This is a genomic window from Kitasatospora kazusensis, assembly GCF_039529945.1.
GTDB classification, from domain to species: Bacteria; Actinomycetota; Actinomycetes; order Streptomycetales; family Streptomycetaceae; genus Kitasatospora; species Kitasatospora kazusensis.
Window position 1 is genome coordinate 1 of record NZ_BAAANT010000069.1, and the last position, 20,938, is coordinate 20,938.

16 protein-coding genes are annotated in these 20,938 nt (G+C 73.8%); 4 read left to right on the top strand and 12 right to left on the bottom strand.

Annotated features, from left to right (window positions below):
* Positions 1-838, bottom strand: an 838-nt coding sequence (locus tag ABD330_RS30560; RefSeq protein WP_344469550.1) for an RNA-guided endonuclease InsQ/TnpB family protein, incomplete at its 3' end; no start/stop codon positions are given.
* A gap of 184 nt (positions 839-1,022) precedes the next feature.
* On the opposite strand from ABD330_RS30560, the gene ABD330_RS30565 reads away from it, so the two are divergent.
* A complete protein-coding gene (locus ABD330_RS30565; protein ID WP_344469551.1) occupies positions 1,023-1,655 on the top strand; it encodes a hypothetical protein in 633 nt (210 codons plus the stop codon).
* Between the two features lie 40 nt (positions 1,656-1,695).
* Here the strand turns inward: ABD330_RS30565 and ABD330_RS30570 are convergent, their stop codons facing one another.
* The 5 genes from ABD330_RS30570 to ABD330_RS30590 all read right to left on the bottom strand — a co-directional run bounded on the left by ABD330_RS30570 (position 1,696) and on the right by ABD330_RS30590 (position 7,777).
* Positions 1,696-2,157, bottom strand: coding sequence for an SRPBCC family protein (locus ABD330_RS30570; RefSeq protein ID WP_344469552.1), 462 nt, complete (start codon positions 2,155-2,157; stop codon positions 1,696-1,698).
* Positions 2,158-2,311: 154 nt separating this feature from the next.
* Positions 2,312-3,595, bottom strand: a complete 1,284-nt coding sequence (locus tag ABD330_RS30575) for an NAD(P)/FAD-dependent oxidoreductase (RefSeq protein ID WP_344469553.1) — start codon at positions 3,593-3,595, stop codon at positions 2,312-2,314.
* 180 nt (positions 3,596-3,775) lie between these two features.
* Entirely contained in the window at positions 3,776-4,189 is a 414-nt protein-coding gene (locus ABD330_RS30580; protein ID WP_344469554.1) for a DUF3052 domain-containing protein, read from the bottom strand.
* Positions 4,190-4,195: 6 nt separating this feature from the next.
* On the bottom strand, positions 4,196-4,831 hold the full coding sequence (locus ABD330_RS30585) for a dienelactone hydrolase family protein (RefSeq protein ID WP_344469565.1): 636 nt from the start codon (positions 4,829-4,831) through the stop codon (positions 4,196-4,198).
* Between the two features lie 123 nt (positions 4,832-4,954).
* Complete coding sequence (locus ABD330_RS30590) at positions 4,955-7,777, bottom strand: MXAN_6230/SCO0854 family RING domain-containing protein (protein WP_344469555.1); 2,823 nt, start codon at positions 7,775-7,777, stop codon at positions 4,955-4,957.
* A gap of 295 nt (positions 7,778-8,072) precedes the next feature.
* Between ABD330_RS30590 and ABD330_RS30595 the strand changes: the two genes are divergently transcribed.
* Complete coding sequence (locus ABD330_RS30595; RefSeq protein ID WP_344469556.1) at positions 8,073-8,705, top strand: hypothetical protein; 633 nt, start codon at positions 8,073-8,075, stop codon at positions 8,703-8,705.
* 40 nt (positions 8,706-8,745) lie between these two features.
* Here ABD330_RS30595 and ABD330_RS30600 read toward each other — a convergent pair whose 3' ends face one another.
* Together ABD330_RS30600 and ABD330_RS30605 are read right to left on the bottom strand one after the other, a co-directional pair.
* Positions 8,746-9,621, bottom strand: a complete 876-nt coding sequence (locus ABD330_RS30600) for an ABC transporter permease (RefSeq protein ID WP_344469557.1) — start codon at positions 9,619-9,621, stop codon at positions 8,746-8,748.
* Positions 9,618-12,386 (bottom strand): alpha/beta fold hydrolase, encoded by a 2,769-nt coding sequence (locus ABD330_RS30605; RefSeq protein ID WP_344469558.1) that lies wholly within the window; start codon positions 12,384-12,386, stop codon positions 9,618-9,620. Before ABD330_RS30605 ends, ABD330_RS30600 begins: the two co-directional genes overlap by 4 nt.
* Before the next feature lie 106 nt (positions 12,387-12,492).
* Between ABD330_RS30605 and ABD330_RS30610 the strand changes: the two genes are divergently transcribed.
* Positions 12,493-12,867 (top strand): VOC family protein, encoded by a 375-nt coding sequence (locus ABD330_RS30610; RefSeq protein WP_344469559.1) that lies wholly within the window; start codon positions 12,493-12,495, stop codon positions 12,865-12,867.
* Between the two features lie 73 nt (positions 12,868-12,940).
* Here ABD330_RS30610 and ABD330_RS30615 read toward each other — a convergent pair whose 3' ends face one another.
* The 3 genes from ABD330_RS30615 to ABD330_RS30625 all read right to left on the bottom strand — a co-directional run bounded on the left by ABD330_RS30615 (position 12,941) and on the right by ABD330_RS30625 (position 15,084).
* Positions 12,941-13,813: an NmrA family NAD(P)-binding protein gene (locus tag ABD330_RS30615; RefSeq protein WP_344469560.1), complete on the bottom strand. Its 873-nt coding sequence runs from the start codon at positions 13,811-13,813 to the stop codon at positions 12,941-12,943.
* 116 nt (positions 13,814-13,929) lie between these two features.
* Positions 13,930-14,394, bottom strand: coding sequence for a hypothetical protein (locus ABD330_RS30620; protein WP_344469561.1), 465 nt, complete (start codon positions 14,392-14,394; stop codon positions 13,930-13,932).
* Between the two features lie 171 nt (positions 14,395-14,565).
* Positions 14,566-15,084, bottom strand: a complete 519-nt coding sequence (locus tag ABD330_RS30625) for a MarR family winged helix-turn-helix transcriptional regulator (protein ID WP_344469562.1) — start codon at positions 15,082-15,084, stop codon at positions 14,566-14,568.
* Positions 15,085-15,262: 178 nt separating this feature from the next.
* On the opposite strand from ABD330_RS30625, the gene ABD330_RS30630 reads away from it, so the two are divergent.
* A complete protein-coding gene (locus tag ABD330_RS30630) occupies positions 15,263-16,318 on the top strand; it encodes a mechanosensitive ion channel family protein (protein WP_344469563.1) in 1,056 nt (351 codons plus the stop codon).
* A gap of 22 nt (positions 16,319-16,340) precedes the next feature.
* On the opposite strand, the gene ABD330_RS30635 is transcribed toward ABD330_RS30630, so the two are convergent.
* Positions 16,341-20,378, bottom strand: a complete 4,038-nt coding sequence (locus ABD330_RS30635; RefSeq protein ID WP_344469564.1) for a toxin glutamine deamidase domain-containing protein — start codon at positions 20,376-20,378, stop codon at positions 16,341-16,343.
* Positions 20,379-20,938 lie beyond the last annotated feature (560 nt).

Sequence of the window (20,938 nt, forward strand, 5' to 3'; positions counted from 1 at the left end):
TGTTGCGGACCGTCAGGTCCTCGATCACGACCGTTTGGTTCTCGCGGACGAGTCGGGTGGTGAGCTTGTGCAGGAAGTCCCTGCGCCGGTCGGCGATACGCGCGTGCACACGGGCGACCCTGAGCCGCGCCTTGTGCCGGTTGTTGGAGCCCTCGGCCTTACGGGAAAGCTCCCGCTGGGCCTTGGCCAGGCGGGCGCGGCCGGCACGCTCGAACCTCGGGTTGGCGACCTTCTCCCCGGTGGAGAGCGTCACCAGACTGGTGATCCCGGCATCGATCCCCACCGCCGCGTTCACCGGCGACGCCATAGCGGGCCGGTCCCCGCACAGCAGGGCAACGAACCAGCGCCCCGCACCGTCCTGGGACACGGTCACCGTGGACGGCTGCGCGCCGTCCGGCAGCGGCCGGGACCAGACGACGGCCAGGGGCTCGGTCATCTTCGCCAGGGTCAGCGAGCCGCCCCGGAAGCGGAACGCGCTGGAGGTGTACTCGGCGGACCGGCGGGACTTCCGCTTCGACTTGAACGTCGGGTACTTGGCGCGCTTGCTCCAGAAGCTGGTGAACGCCCCCTGCAAGTGCCGCAACGCCTGCTGGAGCGGAACCGACGACACCTCCGCCAGGTACGCCAGATCCCCGGTCTTCTTCCAGGCCGTCAGCATCGCGCTGGTGGCGTTGTAGTTGACCCGCTCCCGGCGCACCGTCCACGCCTCGGTCCGGGCCTGCAACGCCATGTTGTAGACCTTCCGGACACAGCCGAAGGTCCGCGACAGCTCGGCCGCCTGCGCATCCGTCGGATAGAAGCGGTACCGATACGCCCGCTTCACATGAGCCGTGGCCATGCCTCACAACCTAGCGTGACCGTCAGTGACAGATCAAATCCCTTAGGTCACGGCACTACGGCCCGCCTTGGAGGCGAATCGCAGCCCGCAGCCCCTTCCCCAGGCTCCGGCCGGGGGTGCCCCCATCGCGGGCGATCCAATTCCTCCCCGGCCTGAAGGCCGGGGTTTCCTTAGGAGGTATCCGATGAGTTACGCCCCACCCGCTGGAGGATTTCCGGCGCCGCCCGTCCGCGATCGTGCTCGGGCGCTGCCGGGGCTGGCCGTGCTCCTGATCGTCGGCCTGGTGCTCGAACTGGCGGTGCTGGGATTCGACCTCGACCAGCAGGGCCCGGGCTACCTGCTGGACGCGCTGGGTCTCACCTACTCCCATCTCAACACCGACGCGCCGATCGGCTTCGTCGGGGGCGACACCGCCGTCTGTGTGGCGCTGATCGTGATGGCCGTCGCGGCGTTCGCCGGACGCGGCTGGATCCGCCCGGCGGGGACGGTGCTGCTGCTGACCGGCGCGTACAACTCGTTCTCGGTCCTGGTGCCCCAGCTGACCGGATCGGCCGAGTCGCGGCACGGGTTCGCCGAGCCGCTCAACCACCTGCTGCTCAACCTGGACGAGATCGCGCAGATCGGCCTCGCAGTGGTCTTCGCGCTGGTGGTCGTCGCCACCGTACGCCGCAGCGGCCCGCCGGCCGGCCTGCCCGGCACGCCGCCCGCCGCACCGCCCGGCTACGCGCCGTACCCGCAGCAGCAGCCCGGGTACGCCCCGCCGCCGCCGGCCGCGTACGCCTACCCGGCCGTTCCGCCCGAGGCGCCCACGCACTGACCCCGCCCCGCCGGGCGGGCATCGGCCCCGGCCGGGTTCCTCAGGTGCCGCCGCCCAGCCGCCGGGCCAGCACCCGGCCGCGCTCGGCCTGCACCGCTCCGGCCTTCCCCGCCGCATAGCGGAGCAGGCCGAACGGCGCGTGCAGCCGCAGTCGGTCGACCACCAGGGAGCCGCCGTCGCCTCGGGCGGTGACGGCGAAGCGGTAGTCCATCCGCACGCCGCCGGGGCTGACCACCTCGCCGCTGACCGTCGCCTCGTCCGGCAGCCGGGCGTCCTCGGTGCGCAGGCTGACCTGGATGACGTTGTCGTGCCGGACCAGCCCGAGGAACCGGAAGCGCTCGACGGCCGCGTAGTGCGTGACCCCGCCCTCGGACCGCACCTCCCGCACGTCCACGAGCAGCGGGGAGAGCCCGATGTAGTTCCCGGGGTCCGCCAGATGGGCGAGCACGGCGGCGGGCGTCGCCGCGATGTCGTAGCTGTGGCTCAGTTCGGTGCTGGGCACGTCCACCCCTGTCCGGTCCGGGTCCGGCCGTCATCGTGGACCGGGAACGATCGATGGATGATCGCACCATCCTGTCGGCTCCGCCAGGCCTTCGCTCGAAGCTCCCCGGCGACCGGCCGACGTGAGGCGGATCAGGGACTCGGCGCGCGGCCGGTCACGACCCGGTGCGTGACGCGCGCGCAGGGGGCACGGACGCCCCGCGGTGCCTGAGGTTGACGGCCGAGGCCTTGGCCAGGGCCAGGGGGTTCAGGAAGCGCAGCGGGCCGATCAGGCGGGATGCGAACAGGTACATGTGCCGTGCCAGGGACTCGTCGCGCGCCGCCGCCGAGAACATCAGCCGCTCCAGGGGGTTGAACGGACGGCCCTTGGCGTAGTCGGCGGACAGGAACTGGTGACCGCGCAGCGTGCGCCGGTGCCTGCGTGCGTACACCGCGAGCGACTTGCCGAGGTCACCCCGGCCGGCTGCGGCCGGGGCGACCGCCTCGGCCAACCAGTGCGCGGACTGCAGGGCCCACCCGCAGCCCACCCCCCACAGGGGATCGCCGGTCAGGGCGGCGTCGCCGATGAGAGCCACGCCCGGCGCGGTCGGCCTGCGGCTGTGGAGCGGGTGGTCGACGGTGCCGATGATCTTCGAGACGCGTTCGGCGGAGTCGACGGGCGGCGCCTCGGGCAGGGCCCGGACGAACGCGAGGAAGCTGCCCTCCAGGTCCTCCCGGAAGGCCGGCAGCCGCTTCTTGTCCGGGAGCACCGCCAGGACCGTCACTCCGTCGTCGTTGGGGAACGCGTACGCCATGTCGGGTTCGAGGAACCAGGTCTGACCGATCCCGCCGTGCAGCGGAAGATCGCGGAAGTGCGCGAGGTAGCCGAACCGCGCGTTCTCGTGCTGCCGGGCGGGCACCCCGGCGAACTTCGCCACGGCCGAGTCCTTGCCGTCCGCACCGACCACCAGGCGGGCCCGGATCTCACGCCCGCCCTGCGGCGTCGACACGCGCACCCCCACGGTCCGCCCGGCTTCCCGGAGCAGCCCGGTCACCTGGTGGCCGAGGAGCAGGTCGACGCCGGGGGTCCCGGCCGCGTGGGCCCTGATCAACGGGTCGAGGGTGCTGCGCCGGACGTTGTACGCGTACGGCAGCTCGGGGCCGCCCGGCGCCGCCCTCGGCTCTATCCAGCCCCAACGGGTGTACCAGCGGGCGTCGTTGCGGACGGCTCCGGCCTCCTCCAGCGCGGGGACGAGGCCGAGTTCGTCCAGCACCGGGTAGGCGTTGGCCGTGAGGGAGTGGGTGCAGAGCACCTTGTACGCCTCGGCGTCCGAGCGGCGTTCCAGCAGTGCGACGCGGACACCGCGTCGCGCGAGCAGGGTCGCCGCGGCGCTGCCGGCGAGGCCGGCTCCGCTGATGACGACGTCGTAGTCGTACTCCGCGCTCTCAGGCTCGGTCATCCGCCCATCGCCCCCTTGGGAGAGTGGTGCCGTTCGTGGGAGTGGTGCAGTGCCACTGCTGTCAGGAACATGAGCACGTGTCAAGGGTTCCGGACCGGGTGACGCGTGATCGGACGGCGGTCGCCTGCCTCCTGTGAACGTTCGGCCGGGGCGCCGTCGGCGCCGCAGGCCCTCCCCGCCTCAGCGCCTGAGCTCCCGGCGGATGACCAGCCGCAGGCCGCTGTAGGTCGCGTCGATCGCGCAGACCTTGTTGTCCACCAGGCCGGTCGGCAGCGCGACCTCGCGGAAGACGTCCTCGCCCAGGTCGGTCGGGATCCCGGCCGCCTTCTTCGGCCAGGCCGTCCAGAGCCCGGCGGCCTGGCCCATCGCCGCCCGCAGCTCGGGGAGCCGGCGCTCGAACTCGGCACGGTCCGCCGGGAACCACACCGCCACGTCGAACGGTTCGGCGGCGTCGGGCAGCACCTGCCGCACAACGCCGTCCGGCAGGCCGGGGACGGCGAAGCCGGGCGGCGCGCCGTGCAGCAGCAGGACGCACCCGGGCTTGATGCCGAGCTTGCGCGGCAGCGGCGTGCCCGAGTAGCCGGCCCCGGCCACGGGGTGTCAGCCGTCCAGCTCGGTGAGGAAGGCGAGGGCGGCGGCCCAGGTCTGCTCGGCGGCCTCGGCGTCGTAGTCGGGCAGCTCGGGGTCGGTGAAGACGTGCCCGGCGCCCCGGTAGCGGTGCACCTCGACCTCGGCGCCCGCCTTGAGCATCCGCAGGTACCAGGCGTTCAGCCAGTCCTCCGGCTCGAACGGGTCCGGCTCGGCGACGTGCAGCTGGACGGGGACGGAGGTCGCGGCGTCGTCCCGGATGTCGGAGGTGCCGTGCAGGAGCAGCAGGCCCCGGGCCCGCTCGTCCGCGAGGGCGAGGTTCTGGGCGAGGGCGCCGCCGAGCGAGAAGCCCGCGTAGACCACGCCCTCCGGCGCCACGCCGTCGACGGGGGTCAGCAGCGGGACGACCGAGGTGACGGCGCGTCGGAGCAGCTCGTCGGTGGTGACCTCGTCCTGGTAGGCCATCCCCTCCTCGACGGTGTCGAAGACCCGGCCGTCGTAGAGGTCCGGCGCGAGCACCTGGTGCCCGGCCGCGCGCAGGCGCTCGGCGGCGGCGTGCACGGCCGGGCGCAGGCCGTACGCGGAGTGGAAGAGGACGATCTGTGCCACGGGTGGATCCTTCGGTGACGGTCTGGGGCGGGCCTCCATCATCGCCCATCCACGGCCGGCGTGATCGCCCGTCCGCACCGGTCTGCCGCTCCGGGCCGCGCGGAGCCGGTGCGGCCGGCGTGATCACCGTCCGCGCCGGGCTGCCGCGCGGAGCCGGTCCGGTCAGGGCAGGTCGGCGCCCGGTGGGCGGACGGCCTGCACCGGCCCGAACCGGGCCACCAGGTCGCCCGCCGTGAGCCGGTCGAGGGTCTCGGGCGCTGCGTCCAGCGGGCCGGGGTAGAGCCGGTACGCGGTGCCCGAGAGGCCGTCGGGGGCGGGGATGTCGCCGTCGACCAGGCCGAGGAAGGCGTGCCGGCCGGCGAGCGCGGCCGTCAGCCCGGCGGTGGAGGTGTGCCCCTGGCCGTCCGGCGACCGCAGGGCCCGCAGCCGGGAGGCGAACTCCCCGGCCGGCTCGCCCTCGGCCCGGCGCCAGGTGCGGACGGGCTGCCCGGCCCGGCCGCGCACCAGCACCTCGTCGGTGCCGGCCGCCGCGACCGCGCAGGCCAGGTCCCAGAGGGTGGCCCGGCTGCCCGGCGAGAAGTGTGCGAGGACGTCGGCGGCGAGCCGGCCGACCTCCTCGTGGTGCCGGCGGACGCTGTGGAATCCGCCGCTGTCGGAGGTGTTGAGGTCGGTCCAGGTGTACCGGCGCTCCGCCAGGTCGACGATCATCGGGACGCAGACCTTGGCGTCCCCGGCCAGGTCCATCCGCTGCCGGACGGCCTTGCGGTAGTACGGGCCGGTGGCCCGGGCGGCGGCGTCGGCGGCGTCCGGGCCGGCGTCCAGTTCGAGGAAGCCGGTGAACGCCTCGGTGAGCTGCTCGAAGGAGACGTCGTTGTAGCTGAAGACGATCACCACGGCGTGCCGGGCCCCGGCGGCGGCGAGCGCGTCCGGGTCCAGGTCGACGAACTCGGTCGCGCCGTCCGGCGGCGGCGCGCTGACGTAGTCGCCGGAGTGCACGGCCGCCCGGTCGCCGTACACCAGCTGGGTGTAGTCGCAGAGGCCGACGAAACGCCAGTCGGCGTCGTACAGCGCGACCGAGAGGTCCAGGTCGACCCGCAGGTGCTCGGGCTGCATCCAGTGCACGAACAGCCGCAGCCGGCCCGTCCCGGGCAGCCGCTGGATGCTGCCGCGCGGTACGGAGACCAGGGTCCTGGCCGTGGCGCGCTCACCGAACGGCACCACCAGGTCGGCCAGGCCTTCGTCCAGGACGGCCAGTTCGTAGCGCTCCCCCGCCGCCCGCCGGAGCAGCTCGGATTCGATCGACGCGCAGACCGGGCGGCTCAGCCCGGCGGTCACCAGGGTGCCGCCGTCCTCCCGGGCATGGGCCAGGGCGACCTTGCCGCGCGGGAAGTACAGGCGGCGTTCGCCCGCGCTGCGGGGGCCGCGCAGCCGCCCGTACGCGCCGAGCAGCGGGCCGGGCGCGACCTGCCGCAGGGCCCGCTCGACGGTGGGCAGGAAGTCCTCGGGCAGCGGGGCGCCGGGGGCCGTGTCGGCGTGCACGCGCAGCAGGTGGTGCAGGCGGCGGACCAGTTCTCCCGGCCGCCGGGCCAGCACGGCGGTGGCGCCCGCGAGGTCGCCGGCCGCGAGCCGGGTCTCGACCTCGCCGCCGAAGCCGGTGAACCCGAGCCGGGTGGCCGTACCCGTCTTGTGCACCCGCAGCGGCGCGGGCGGCTCGGCGAACTCGGCGCCCACCGGGTGCTCCACCAGGTCGGTCTGGCGCAGCAGGACGAAGGCGGCGGCCACGTTCGGGTAGCGGCGGCGGTACTCGAACGGGTGCAGCAGCTCGCCCGCCCGCAGCCAGGCCGAGCGGTGCCGGCGGAGGTCCTCGGCCACGGCGGCCAGCGGCAGGGCGTCCAGGACGGCCAGCAGGTCGCGGCGGACCGGGCGGGGCAGGGTCCGCAGCCGGGGTGCGGAGGCGGGCAGCAGGTCGGGCTCCGCGCCGGACCAGGCCCAGAGCAGCCGCAGCACGTCGGTGGCGGTGTCGACCCGCTCGGCGAGCAGCGTGCGGGCCCGCTCCGGGTCACGGCTCAGGACGGCGGCCAGCACACTGGCCTTGGTCTCCCGGACGGGTATCTGCGCGGGCAGGGCGTCCGCGAGCCCGGCCGGGGCGTGCGCGAGCAGGGCCGCGAGGTCCTCACGGTCCTCCGGGGAGAGCGGGGTGCGGCGGGTGAGCAGCCGGTCCAGTTCGAGCAGCGCGGCCGTCCGGGTGTCGCCGCCCGGGGCCAGCCGGAGCGGCTGGAGGGTCCGCTGGACGCCGAACTCCTCGGCCGCCTGGCGGACGGCCCGGGAGTCGGCCGCCAGGTAGCGCGGGTCCGGGGCGCCGGTCACGCCGGCCTGGAGTGCCGTACCGGCCGTCAGTTCCGACCCGCAGAACGGGCAGGCCGAGGCCTCACCGGCGGCTTCGAGCGCCTCCAGGCAGCTGACGCAGAGCAGGTGGGCGCAGGGCGCGAGGGCGCCGATGCCGGCCTCGGCGGCCGTCCGGCCGCAGCGGGTGCAGGGCTGCCTGGGCTGGTTGCGCAGGAAGGCCTGGATGTGGACGGAGAAGAAGAGCTGGGCGTGGGTGGGCACGCCGTCGGGGAAGCGGTGGAACAGCGGCCGGTGCTTGCGGTCCGCGCCGAGCTGCGCGTCGATCCGGGCGAGCAGCCCGCTCCCGGTCAGCGCGAGGTCCGCCGGGCCCAGCAGCCCGAGCGCCGCCCGCAGTTGCTCGGTGAGGATGTGCCCCCGCTCGACCAGGTCGGCGTCCAGGGCGGTCAGCCCGGCGGCGCTCCACGGGTCGGCGGCCGGCTGGCGCAGCTCCTCCGGCACGCACACGGCGCGGCGGCGGCGGAGCAGGAACGCATCGAGGTCGACGTCGGCGACGGCCGAGACGGCTCGGATCGTACGGATAGGTCCCCCTGGGCCCTGAAGAAACGACGGGGCGGGGCGGAGAGGGGGCGCACTGTTCATTTTCGGTGAGGAAGGAGAAGGAAGCACGCCGCGGAGCCGCCCCGCGTGCGGCCGACTCTAGCGATCCCGGGCGGTCCCGCCAATGGGTTTACCGCAGCGGCTGTCCGGTCGGTTCCAGCCGGGCGCCGGGGGCAGCGGCCGGTTCGGCGGTTCGGGCGAGGCCTGGTGAGTCCCGGGGCGGGGCAGAGTTCGATCACCCATCAGGGGCGGGCCCGTGACCGGCAGGCGCCGCGTTCGTTTCCAGGCCGGAGACTCCACGCCTGCCCCGCCCATGACACTCCGTAGGAGAAGCACCGTGCGCCGCACAGCACTCACGACCACCGCACTCGCCCTCGGCCTGACCGCCATGCTGGCCATGGCCGCCCCGGCGGGCGCGGCCGGACCGGAGATCCCGGTCAAGGGGCAGGCCACCTTCTGCCTCAGCCCGGCCGCCGCCAAGACCTTCGCCACCGACAAGGTGATCATGACGGCTACGGCTCCTGCCGTCCTCGACACCAGCGGCCCGACGCCGTGCGTCACGATGCCGATCTCGAAGGGTGCCATCTCGCTGGACCTCGTGTCGGGTGGTGCCCCGCTGGACGGCGGTTTCTCCTTCACCCGGGAGTCCGACCAGAACCGGCTGGAGTTCTCCAACCTCTACAGCAACCTGACCCGCCGTACGATCACCGCCGACGAGACGCTCAACGGCTCGGCACCGACCAACATCGACCTCGCCACCTACGCGGTCGACACCGACCAGGTGAAGGTGGGCCTCACCGGGGTGGACGCGGTGGGCGTGTCCGGCAACCTGACCCAGATGGGCGCGGATGCCTTCACCTCGGCGTTCGACGACCAGCCGGTGGACAACGGCCAGCCGCTGTTCACCATCACCGGGCACGTCGACCTGCTCAAGAGCGCCGCCGCGCTGCCGGCCGTCCTCACCGGCTGACCTGCTGGTCGCACTGTCCCGGGCCGAGCTGCCTGTCCGGTCAGGACACCACGTCCTTGCGGGCGAAGCCGCGGAAGGCGAGCGCGAGCAGCACGATCGAGTAGCTCACCGAGAGGGAGACGCCCTGGAGCATGCCGCCCCACTCCAGTTGGGGCTGCAGGGCGTCCGCCCAGGCGTACTGCCAGTGGGCGGGGAGCCACTCGCGCAGGCCGCCGAGCGCGGTGACCGCGTCGAGCACGCCGGTGATGATCGACAGGAAGACCGCCCCGCCGACCGCGCCGAGCGGGGCGTCGGTGGCGGTGGAGAGCCAGAACGCCAGTGCGGCGATGACCAGTTCGCTCAGGATGACGAAGGCCACCGCGATCGCGAGCCGGGGCAGCGCGACGGAGGCGGGCAGGCTGGCGCCGGTCGGCAGCTTGAGGTCGCCCCAGCCGTACGCGGCCGTGCCGACCGCGAGCCCGAGCAGCGGGAGCAGCACGATGGCGGCCGCCGAGAAGGCCAGCCCGACGGTGAACTTCCGGGCCAGCAGCCGGGCCCGGGGCACCGGCGCGGCCAGCAGGTAGCGCAGCGAGGACCAGCTCGCCTCCGAGGCGACGGTGTCGCCGCAGAACAGCGCCACCGGGATGACCAGCAGGAAGCCGGTGCCCATGAAGAGCATGGTGGCGGCGAAGTTCGGCCCGGAGGCGGTGGCCAGGTCGATGAAGGTGGTCCGGTCCGGGCGGCTCGGGGTGCCGCCGATCTGGAAGGCCAGCAGGACGATGAACGGCATCGCCGCCAGCACCCCGGCGATCACCATCGTCCGCCGGCGCCGCAGCTGGCGGACGGCCTCCACCCGCAACGGCAGCGTGCGGCGGGCCTGGTAGCCCGGCGCGTGGTCGGCGGGGCTCACGTCGACGGGACTCACAGTGCTGCTCACGAGGAGCCTCCGATCAGCGACAGGAACGCGTCCTCCAGGCGGCGGTGCGGGCCGACGGCCTCGACCGGGACGCCGAGCCGGACGAGCTCGGCGACCAGCCGGCTCGCCGTCATGCCGTCCAGCCGTACCAGCAGCCCCTGCTCGGCCGCCTCGACGGCGCCGACACCCGGCAGGTCGGCCGCCTTCGCGGCGGCCACCGCGAGCTCGTCCGGGCCGTAGCCCGGCGGGGTGCCGACCAGCAGCAGCTCGCCCCCGCCGACGATCTCGGCGACGGCGCCCGCGCTGACCAGCCGGCCGCGGTCCATCACCACCAGGTGGGTGCAGCTCTGCTCGACCTCGGAGAGCAGGTGGCTGGAGACGATGACGGTGCGCCCGGCGGCGGCGTACCGGATCATCACCTCGCGCATCTCGCGGATCTGCGGCGGGTCGAGCCCGTTGGTCGGTTCGTCCAGGATCAGCAGGTCCGGCATCCCGAGCATGGCCTGGGCGATGGCCAGCCGCTGGCGCATGCCCTGGGAGTAGGTGCGGACGGCGCGGTCCAGCGCTTCGCCGAGGTCGGCGATGGCGAGCGCCTCGTCGAAGCGGGCGTCCTCGGCCGGGCGGCCGGTGGCCTGCCAGTAGAGGTGCAGGTTGGCCCGGCCGGTGAGGTGCGGCAGGAAGCCGGCGCCCTCGACGAAGGAGCCGACCCGCGAGAGCACCGGCGCGCCGGGGCGTACGGCGTGGCCGAACAGCCGGATCTCCCCGGCGTCCGGGCGGATCAGGCCCATCAGCATCCGCAGGGTGGTGGTCTTGCCGGCGCCGTTCGGGCCGAGCAGCCCGAGCACCTGGCCCTGCTCCACCCGGAAGGAGAGGTCGCGGACGGCGTACCGGTCGGTGGCGCCCCGGTAGCGCTTGCTCAGGCCGGTGATCTGCAGCGGGACGCCGGCGAGGGCCGGGTCGGGTGCGTCCGCCTTCCGACGGCGGCTCAGGCTCAGCCCCCGGCGGCCCAGCAGCAGGACCGCCGCCACCAGCACCGCCAGCAGCGGCAGCAGCCAGGTGCGGGCGGGCAGCGGGGCGGCCTCGGTCCGCAGCCCGGTCACCGTCGGGGCGGCCAGCGGGCCGGCCGCCGAGATCCGGTAGGTGGCGGGCTGGGCGGGCGAGGCGTACGCCAGGTCGGTGGCGGCCAGCACCAGCCTGAGCCGGTGCCCGGCGGGGAAGGTGTGGTCGACGGCCGGCAGCGCGATCTCGACGGTCCGGCCGCCGGGTACGTCGGCGCCGGTCACCCGCAGCGGCGCGACCAGTTGCTGGGGCAGGGTCTGCTTGCCGTCCGGGCCGAGGTCGTAGAGCTTGGCGAAGAGCACGGCGTCCGGCCGGTCGGCCTGGACCCGGACGGAGACGGTGGGCGCGCCGGTCAGGTCGAGCGCGGTGTCCAGCGGCGCGGAGTCGAACCGCGCGTACTGGCCCGGGAAGTCGAGCGAGATGCCGCCGCCGAGCGAGGCGAGCTGGGAGAGCGCGCCGATGCCGGGGAGGGTGGAGATGTTGGGCGGCGCGCCGCCCGGCGGGTTGGCGACCGTCTGCTCGCCGCCCTTGAGCTCGAAGCCGCGGGAGCCGGTGCCGGCCAGGCCCGGGTAGGCGTCGGCGTCCGCGCCGCGCAGCACGGCCTGGAACCCGGTGGAGTCCACGCCACCGGTCCGGGTGACCCGGAAGGCCGGCCCGGTGTCGTTCTTCGCGCCCTTGAGATAGTGGTCGAACCAGCCGGTGACCCGGGAGTCGACCCGCGCGCTGCCCTCGGTGCCGCCGTCGTGGCCGCCGGCGAACCAGTCCACGCCGACGGGCGCGCCGCCTGCGGCCACCGCCTTGGCGATCGCGTCGCCCTGGTCGAGCGGGAAGAGCGAGTCCTGCTGCCCCTGGACCACCAGGGTCGGCACCTTGAGCCGGGCCGCGACCGACGACGGGCTGGACTTCTCCAGCAGCGCGACGGCGTCGGCGTCGGCGTGCCCGGTGGTGGCGACCCGGTTGTACATGGCGCAGAGCGCGTCCAGGAACCGGCCGCAGCCGACCGGGCCGTCGGCGGGCGGCGCCGCCGACGGCGGGCCGGTCAGGTCGCCGGCCGAACCGGTGGTGAAGAAGATCCCGGCCCAGAGCTTCTTGAACACCCCGTCCTCGGCCGTACCGCCCTTCACGCCCTGCGGGAAGAGCGCGTCCGCCAGGTTCCACCAGGTGATCTGGCTTGCCACGGCGTCGATCCGGGGGTCGTACGCGGCGCCGAGCAGCGCGGCCCCGCCGCCGTACGAGGCGCCGGTGATGCCGACCCTCGGGTCACCGGGAGCGTCCAGCTGGACTTCGGGGCGGGTGGCCAGCCAGTCGACCAGGTGCTTGACGTCCTGGATCTCGCGGTCGGGCGCGTCCAGCCCGATCTGCCCGGTGGAGTGCCCGAAGCCGCGCGCCGACCAGGTCAGCACCGCGTACCCGGACCGGGCCAGTTGGCGGGCCCGGTCCCGCTCGTCGGCCTTGCTGCCGCCGAAGCCGTGCGCGAGCAGGATCGCGGGGCGCGGGGTGGAGCCGGTGGTGAAGAACGAGGTGTCCAGGCTGATCTGCCGGCTGCTGCCCGGCGTCTCGGGCATGGCGAGGAAACGATCCTCCTCCCGCACCGCCGCCTGGCCGTCGGCCGAGGCGACGGCCGCCACCCCGACTCCGGCGAACAGCACCAGGGCCACCAGCGCGGCCGTTGCCCGTCGCCTCGTCAGACCCGCCCGGCTGCGACGCCACCAACCACCCACGCTCATGGATACCGACCCTATCCGCGTGCGACGTAGGAATCTTGTAAGACCCCGCCCCGAACTGGCGCCGAGGCCGTTGCCGAGCGCGTCCGGCGCCGCCATAGTGACCGGCATGGCTTCTCTCGTACGACACATCACCATGGACTGCGCCGACGCGTACCGGCTGGGCAGCTTCTGGGCCGAGGCCCTCGACGCCCCCTTGAACGAGGACGACCGGCCCGGTGATCCGGAGGCGCTGGTGGCCGCCGCGGGCATCACCCTGCTGTTCATCACCGTCCCGGACAAGAAGACGGTCAAGAACCGGGTGCACTTCGACCTCCAGCCGAAGGACCGCACCCGCGACGCCGAGGTGGAGCGGCTGCTCGCCCTCGGCGCCACCCTGGTCGCCGACCGGCGCAACCCCGACGGCACCGGCTGGGTCACCCTCGCCGACGTGGAGGGCAACGAGTTCTGCGTCGAGCGGAGCGCCGCCGAGCGGGTCGCCTGACCCGCCCCGCTCCCGACGGCCGGTCTCCCCGGCTCCACCGCCGGGAGTGGCTGCCGGACGGCTCCGTCCGGACTCACCGTGTGCGGAACAGCTCCAGGTGCTCGCGCAGGAAGGCGTCCAGGCTGCGGGGTGCCCGGCCGAGCAGGCGCGCGACGGTGTCCGTCGGCTCCTCCGGCCGGTCCACGGCGAGCTGCTGGATCTCCACCACGTGGGCCGCGAGCCACTCCGGCAGGTGTGCGCGCCGGACGAGCCGGTCGTACAGCTCCTGCGGGGGCAGGTCCGCGCACGGGACCGGCCGGCCCAGCAGGAGGCCCAGGGCGGAGGCGAGCCCGGGATGGCTGACGGCCTGCGGCCCGGTCAGCGTGTACGCCCGCCCGGCGAGTTCGGGACGGGTGAGCACCTCGGCGGCGACATCACCGATGTCACGGCAGTCGACGTAGTTGCACGGCGCGTCCCGCATCGCGCCCTCGATGGCTCCCCCTGCCGCGATCGCCGGTGCGAGCAGCAGCAGGTTCTGCATGAACGCGTACGGGCGCAGCACCGTGTACGCGGGGCCGGCGGCGGCAAGGTACTGCTCGACGGCGTGGTGGCCCCGGGCGACGGCGACCGGGGAGTCCGGTTCGGCCGCCGGCGAGGAGACCTTGACGATGTGTTCGATGCCGCTGTCGGCGGCGGCACGGATGGCCCGCTGCTCCAGCTCGACCTGCTCCGGGCCGTTGGCCATGGCGAGGAAGAGCTGGCGTGCGCCCTTGAACGCGGCGCGCAGCGAGGCGGGATCCGCCGCGTCGGCCGCCCGGACCTCGACCAGTGAGCCGGCCGCGCCGCCGAGGCGGGCCCGCAGCCGGTCCGGGTCACGGCTCAGCGCGCGGCTCGGCACCCCGAGCGCGACCAGGCGTTGCAGCAGCGCGCCGCCGGTGGCTCCGGTCGCTCCCATGATGACTGTCATCGCGTACTCCTCGTGTCTGCCCTGCGGGACGGGCCCGGCAGGGGATGTGTCGTCGGTCCGTCGGAACGGGCCCGAAGGGGGTTCGGCGGCCGGGCGGGCTCGGCGGCCGGGCGGGCTCAGGGACGGCGGCGGGTCTGCCGGGTGCCGCGCCACCGCCAGCTGACGATGGCGGCGGCCAGCGCGGCGGAGACCGGCAGGTCCGTCCGCAGGCGGTCGAGCCACCGGGGGTCGGGCAGGCCGGTGTGCGCGGGCAGCCAGTCGGCGGCCAGCAGGCCGAGCAGTCCGGCGACGGCGGCCGCGCCGACGGCGAGCCCCAGCGCGAGGACGGCCCGTGGCAGCGACAGCGTCCACGGTCGCGGTCGGCGGCGGTGGCGCTGCAGCCAGGCCCCGGTCAGGAGGGCCACGACGGCAGAGGTCCCGGCGATCGACGTGCAGGCCGCCACGGTGAGGTCCGCCCGGCCGCCGGCCAGGCCGCCGAGGCCCGCCGTCAGGGCGGGTGCCACGTAGGCGACCGCGACCTCGCGCCACAGGGTGAAGGTCTGCGGACGGGGTCCGCCGGTCCGGTCTTTGCTCCGAGGCATGGGTGGCCTCTCCGTTCTGCTGGTGAGCGGGTCGTGCCGGCGGGCGGGGCCCGCCGACCAGCGGCGCCCGTCCTCGGACCCGCCAGTAATTAGCTGCCTAACTACAACGTCGTAAAAATGGGCCGGCCACCTACCGCGCAGGTGACCGGCAAGGCCCGGACGGCGGGCCCGCTACTCCTCGGTGAGCGCCCCGACGCCCTGGACGACCCGTCCGAGCAGATCCAGGAAGACGCCGCGCTCGGCGACCGTGAGCGCACCCACCACCGCCTGCAGGCGCTCGAAGTGCTCGGGCGCCATGTCCCGCAGGCGCTGCGCACCGCGCGCGGTGAGGATCACCACCGCAGCCCGGCCGTCCTCCGCGGACGCCCGCCGGGCGACCAGCCCCTCCCGCTCCAGGCCGTCGACGAGGCCGGTCACGGTGGCCCGCGACACACCGAGGCTCGCCGCCAGCCGGGAGGGCGACTTCTCGCCGCCGCAGTCCTCCAGGTCGGCCAGCAGCCGGTAGCGCCCGGCCGACAGGCCGAACCGGGAGAAGTGCACCTCGGCCGCCTGGCCGAGCCGGGCACCCGCCGACATCAGGCGCACCGCGACGAGCACCGCCTGCGGATCGACCTCCAGACCGTAGTGTTCGATCTGACGCCTGGCCTGATCCAGTGTGGGCGCTTCACTGCCCGGCTCATCCTGTGCCATGCAGATAATATGGCACCTAACTACTTGCTCGGTCAAGCCTCACACCGGGCGGATCGGCAGGCGGATCGGCGAGCGGATCGAGGGACGGCCCGGCCAGGCGGCCGGAACTGGACAAACCGGCACGGTAGGGTGCGAAACCCCCTGTTCCGATCCCGTCTCGATCCCGTCGAGGTGCCCCGTGGTCTGGCTGCCGCTGTTCACGCTCCTCGCCATCGTCGCCGCGACACTCGCCATCGGCTGGACGGTCGACCAGACCCTGCAACGGGTCGCCGACCGGCACCCGGAGGCGCCGGTCTGGCCGCTGCTGCGCCGCTGCCGGGTGCCGCTGCAAGTGGTGGTGGCCGCCGGACTGCTGCTCGGGACCCGCCCGCTGGAGCACCTGCTCGACCTGCGCGGGGAGACCCTGCGGCACGGCCTGCTGCTGGTGCTGGTCGCGGGCCTGGGCTGGCTGACCGTCAGGATCGTGGCGGCGGGGATCGAGGCGGGGTTCAGCCGGTACGAGACGGTGGCCGGGGACAGCGCCAGACTGCAGCGGGTCCGCACCCAGGTCGGCATGCTGCGGCGGGTGGTCAGCGCGGTGATCGCGGTGGTCACGGTGGCGGTGATGCTGCTGACCTTCGCGGCGATGCGCGCGCTCGGCACCAGCCTGCTCGCCTCGGCCGGCCTGCTCACCGTCGTGGCCGGTATCGCCGCGCAGTCGACGCTCGGCAACTTCTTCGCCGGGCTGCAGATCGCCTTCAGCGACACCGTCCGGATCGGCGACACCGTCGTGGTGGAGGGCCAGCAGGGCACCGTCGAGGAGATCACCCTCGCCTACCTGGTGGTACGGCTCTGGGACTACCGCCGGCTGATCCTCCCGGTCTCCTACTTCGTCAGCCGGCCGTTCGAGAACTGGACCCGCAAGCACCCCGGCCTGCTCGCCTGGGTGGTGCTGCACCTGGACCACACCACCCCGGTGGACCTCCTCCGCACCGCCCTCCACCAGCGGCTCCAGGCCACCCCGCTCTGGGACGGCCTGGAATGGTCCCTCCAGGTCACCGACACCACCCCGACCACCCTGGTGGTCCGGGCCGCCATGACGGCCCGGACCACCGACGACGCGGCGGCGCTGCGCTTCGAGATCCGCGAGCAGCTGATCGCCTACCTGCGCGACGAGCACCCGTACGCACTGCCCCGCGTGCGCACGGGTGACGGCACGGGCGGGCCCGAACCGGACCGGCCCTCCGGCCGGTAGCGGCTCGGCCCGGCCGGCCTTCCTACCGCTTCAGGCTGGCGAGCAGCTCCTGGAACTTGGCGTCGTAGGTCCCCGCGACCTGGTCCGCACCGGCGTCGTCGAGCCCTGCCTCCACCTGCTGCTGGTCCGCCTGCGCGGCCCGCAGGCCGGCCTCCAGCTCCTGGATGCGGGCCTCGTCGGGCGTCCGTGGCTTGCGCTTCTTGTCGGTCGTCATGCGCTCCGCCGCGAGCTGCCGGTCGTACCACTTCACGACCTTGTCCACCGAGCCCGTCGCCCTTTCCTGCGAGGTGCCCGTCTGGCCCCTCGCGGCAAGCGCCTCCGCACGCCGACGGTCGGCCTCCTCCTTGATCCTCCTGCTCTCCTCGATGAGCTCTTCCTTCTTCTGCCGCTCGGCCTGCCGCTCCGCCTCCTGCGCGACCCGCTGGGCCGCGCGCTCGTCCGACAGCTTCTGCCGGTCCTCCACGGCCTTCGCCTGTGCCTCCTCGACTTCGGCGAGCGACTTCTCGCGCTGCACCAGCAGCCTCGTGGCGAGCTCCTCGCGTTCGGTGTCGTGGTTGGCCTGGGCGTCAGCCAGGAACTCCCTGGTGCGGTCGACGGCGATCTGGGCGGACTCCTGGGCGGGCTTGAACTGGCGCATCGCGTCGTCGAAGGCCTTCAGGCTCTGGCCCTTACCCAGGTCGAGGGCCTTCTGGCCCTCGCGCAGCCGGTCGGCCACGGCGTCGGCCTTCTGCGCGGCGGTGAACGCCAGCGGGTCCAGCGTCCCGTCCTCCCGGTACCGCCCGTCGCCGAGCGCGTTGTGGACCGCCATCGGCCGGAACGGCGGCAGGTCGGACGGACGGTCGGTGGGCGGGTGGCCGTCGGCCTCCAACCGGGGGTCGATGGGCAGCCCGGAGCCGAACTTCGCCTCGGGCCGGTACAGGCTGGACACCAGCTTCCCGAGGTCCTCCTGAGCCTTCTCCAGGCCCTTCTCGGCAGCCGCGTGCTCGGCGTCACCGTTCGCCGAGGCGAGTTTCGCCTTCGCCTCCGTGACCGCCTGGCCGAGCGCCAGCGCGTGCTCCTTCAGCGGACCACCAGCCCGGTCCACCTCACGCAGCACCGACCGCGAGAGCCCCTCGACCACATCGTTGCCCTTGAAGACCTCCTGGTCGAAGGCCATGCCGACCTTCTTCTCCGAGCCGTCCGGGTACGTGTGGTCCCACCGGCTCTTGGTGCCGGCCTCGCCGACGCCAGGGGCGTACTCGGTCTTGCGCACCACCGGGCCGTCCTCGCCCGGCAGCTTGAACTCCTGCATCGCCGGCCGGTCCAGCGGTTCGAGCTGGTCGTGCAGGGAGACCCAGCCGTCGTAGTGCTTCAGCAGGTCCGCGTCGAAGACCATCGTCGTGGGCCCGTACCGGGTCGCCATCGCCGCGTCACCCGTCTCCATCCGGAAGAACGCGAAGTCGTCGTTGCCCAGGTTGGAGGTGTTCTTCGCGCTGCTCTTGCCGGACGCGAGGTAGTTGGCACTACGCCGGCCCAGGTCACCCTGGGACGAGAGCACACCGGAGTTGGCGATCGCGTGATAGGCGGGGGTGGAGTGCTTGAGCCGGTACGGCAGGTCCTGGAGGGACCCGTACAGGTCGGCCATCTGCTTGTCGCCCGCCACCAGCGGATCCGTCTGCTCCTTCAGCCGGTCGAGGTTCTGCTTCGACAACTGCTCGACGAACTGGGCGCGTTGCTGCCTCGCCAGCCTGGCCTGCTGGATCTCCTCCGGCGTCGCCTCCCGGTTGGGATCGTCGGACGGGTCCCGCTCCGCGGGGTCCTTGCCCTTCAGTTCCTCGATGTGGCTGTTGAGCTCGGGGCTCACCGTCTTCCACTGGGAACCTTCCAGCACATCGGCGTACGCGTGCGTGCGCCGGTACCGCTGGGTGAAGTCCACCAGCTTCTGCGTGGTATCCCGGTCGAGCCCGATCGGGACCGGCGGGCGTTCGCGCCCGCCGGAGGAGCCCTCCGAGGGGATCTCGTGCTCCATCGTGCGGTGGGCGAAGCCGATCAGCGGGGCGTACTCGTTGCGCAGCGAGTACAGACCGCCGTACTCCGAGGCGCCCTTGACCTGGCCCTTCAGCAGGGCCTCCAGCTCGTTGGCCCGCTCGTTGGCCTGCCGGACCTGCTCCGCCGTGGGCGGCTCGGAGTCGTGGGCGTAGAACTGCTCCAGCTGGGCACGCAGTTCGTCACCCTTGGCCTTGATGTCCCTGGCCTCGGGCAGCTCGAAGTGCTGCAGCACCCCTTCCGCGAGGTCCGGATGGTTGGTCTTCATCAACTCGTTGGCGATCTCGGGCAGCTGGGCCTTGACCCGGTTGACGTCGATCACGGCCTCCGTCTTGCGACGGTCCGGGAGGGCCTTCCACTCGTTCCACGTCGTGGTGGTCGTGGCGCCGTCCTCGGCCGCCTCCCACTTCCCCTTGCCCTTCGGGTCCGGGGAAGGCACCCAGCGCATCGGCTTCGGCTCGCGGGCCGGGACGTCCGCCGGGTCGTGGGCGGGGGTCTCGGTGCCGAAGTGGGGCGCGTCGTCCTCGAAGAGGCTGCGGTCGTGGGTGCCGCCGGGGACCGGCATGCCGTGGGTGTCGGTGGTGGCACCCCATACCTTGTCCTCCGGGTGCATGTGCGGAGGGAGCTCGCCGGGCAGGGCTTCGCCGAGGTGCCCGGTGGTGGGGTCGGCCCAACGCAGCTTGCCGTCCTGGCCGTGGACGAGGGCCAGGGCGTGGCCCTCCTTCGGCGGCCGGCCGGTCAGCACGGTGGAGAAGGCGCCCGGACCGGCCGCCTTGACCTGCTCGTGCAGCGCGTCGATGCCGTGCTGCCCCTCGCCGAACAGGGCGGGAGCGCCCTGCTGCTTGAGCACCGTCCAGGCGGCGCGGTCCTCCGGCTTCGCCTCCAGCGGGCGGTCGGCCGGCCGCGGGTTGCCGTAGTGGGTGTCGTGCAGCGCGCCGGTCGCCTCCAGGCAGTTGTGCAGGTCCTCCTTCGGGGCCTGGTGCGGGTCGGCGTCCCAGTCCTTGTGCGGGTTGATGTTCTTCAGCAGGTCGTGCGACAGCGCGCGGTGGGGCTCTTCGCGCAGGGCCGGGTCGGTCCCGTCGCCCGCGCTCCTGCGCTTCTGGTCCTCCAGGTGCTGCAGCAGGTCCTCGTGCTGCGCATCGGTGGCCCGCACCTTGCCGCGGTCCTGGAGAACCGCGTCGGTCCGCTCGTGGGCGGGGGTCCGCCGCTTCTTCTCCGGGCGGCTGACGTCCTCGTCCCGGTGCTCCTGCTCGTGCTCCTGCTTCTGCTCGTGCTCGGCGGTGGTGGGGTGCTCCGACTCGGAGCGGTGACTGTCCAGGGTCGGCCGGTCGGTCATCCCCCGGGCCTTGCGGATCGGCCGGTCCGGGTTCGCGCCGTGACCGGAGTCGCCGTGCGGCGTCTGCTCCTCGCTCGGGAACGCCTCGTCGTGGCCGCGCTTGGTCCCGGCACCGGACCGCTCGGGAGCGGGGGTGTGCTCGGGAGCCGGGGTGTGCTCGGGAGCCGGACGGTCCGTCATGCCCCGGGGGGTGCGGATCGGCCGGTCCTGCGGCGTGCCGGTGCCGTGCTCGTCGTTGCCCGAGCCGAACGCGTCCTCGTGGGTGCGCTTGGTGCCGGTGGCCGGAGCCTCGCTCCGGGAAGGGGTGACCCGGCCGTACTGGACCGGTGCCTCGTGCCCGCCGTTCTCGGACCCTGCGGAGAACGCCTCGTCGTGGCTCCGCTTTCCGCCGGTGACCGGGCCTCGCCCGGTACCCGTCGGCTCACCACTCCGCGGCCGGACCGGACCGGGCCGCAGCCCCGCACCCGGGGCCGACCCGAACTCGGACCCGCGCACCGGCTTCGCGGCCGCCGGGGCGGGCGGCGGCGTGTGGACCGAAGCACTCGGGCGTCCGCCCGTCCCGCCGCCGGAACTCACCGGGCCAGGGGTGAACCCGGCACCGGCCATCGGCATCGCGGCCGACGCCTGCCCCGGCACCGTGCCCGCCGGGTTGTCGGCGGGCGTCACCGGCGCGGTGGGGTCGTCCGGGGAACCGGACACCCGGTCAGGAGCGGTACGGCTCGGCGGCGGACTGGCCATACGAGTGCCGTCCAGATGCGTCGTCCCGGCAGCAGGCACGTGAGTATCGGGCAGCGGCATCCCGCCACCCGGATGACCACCGGCCGAAGCGAGATTCGTTGACTCGTGGGACACCGGCGCCCCGGCACCGACGGACGGAGCCTCACCGGCGGAGGACACCGGAGGCGCCTCGTGCACGGGCTGCTCCGACGCGACATGCTCGGCAACCGGCGCGAACGTCTGCGGCTGCTCATGGCTCACACCGGCGTTGACGGGCGCCTGCTCGACCGGCTGCTCCGACGCCACGTGCTCAGTAGGCGCCGTGAACGTCTGCGGCACCTCGTGAGCGCCGCCGGTGTTCACCGGCTGCTCAACCGGCTGCTCCGACGCCACATGCCCACTCGGCTCCGCGAACGTCCGCGGCACCTCCTGAGCACCACCAGTGTTCACCGGCTGCTCAACCGGACTCTCCGACGCCACATGCCCACTCGGCTCCGCGAACGTCCGCGGCACCTCCTGAGCACCACCAGTGTTCACCGGCT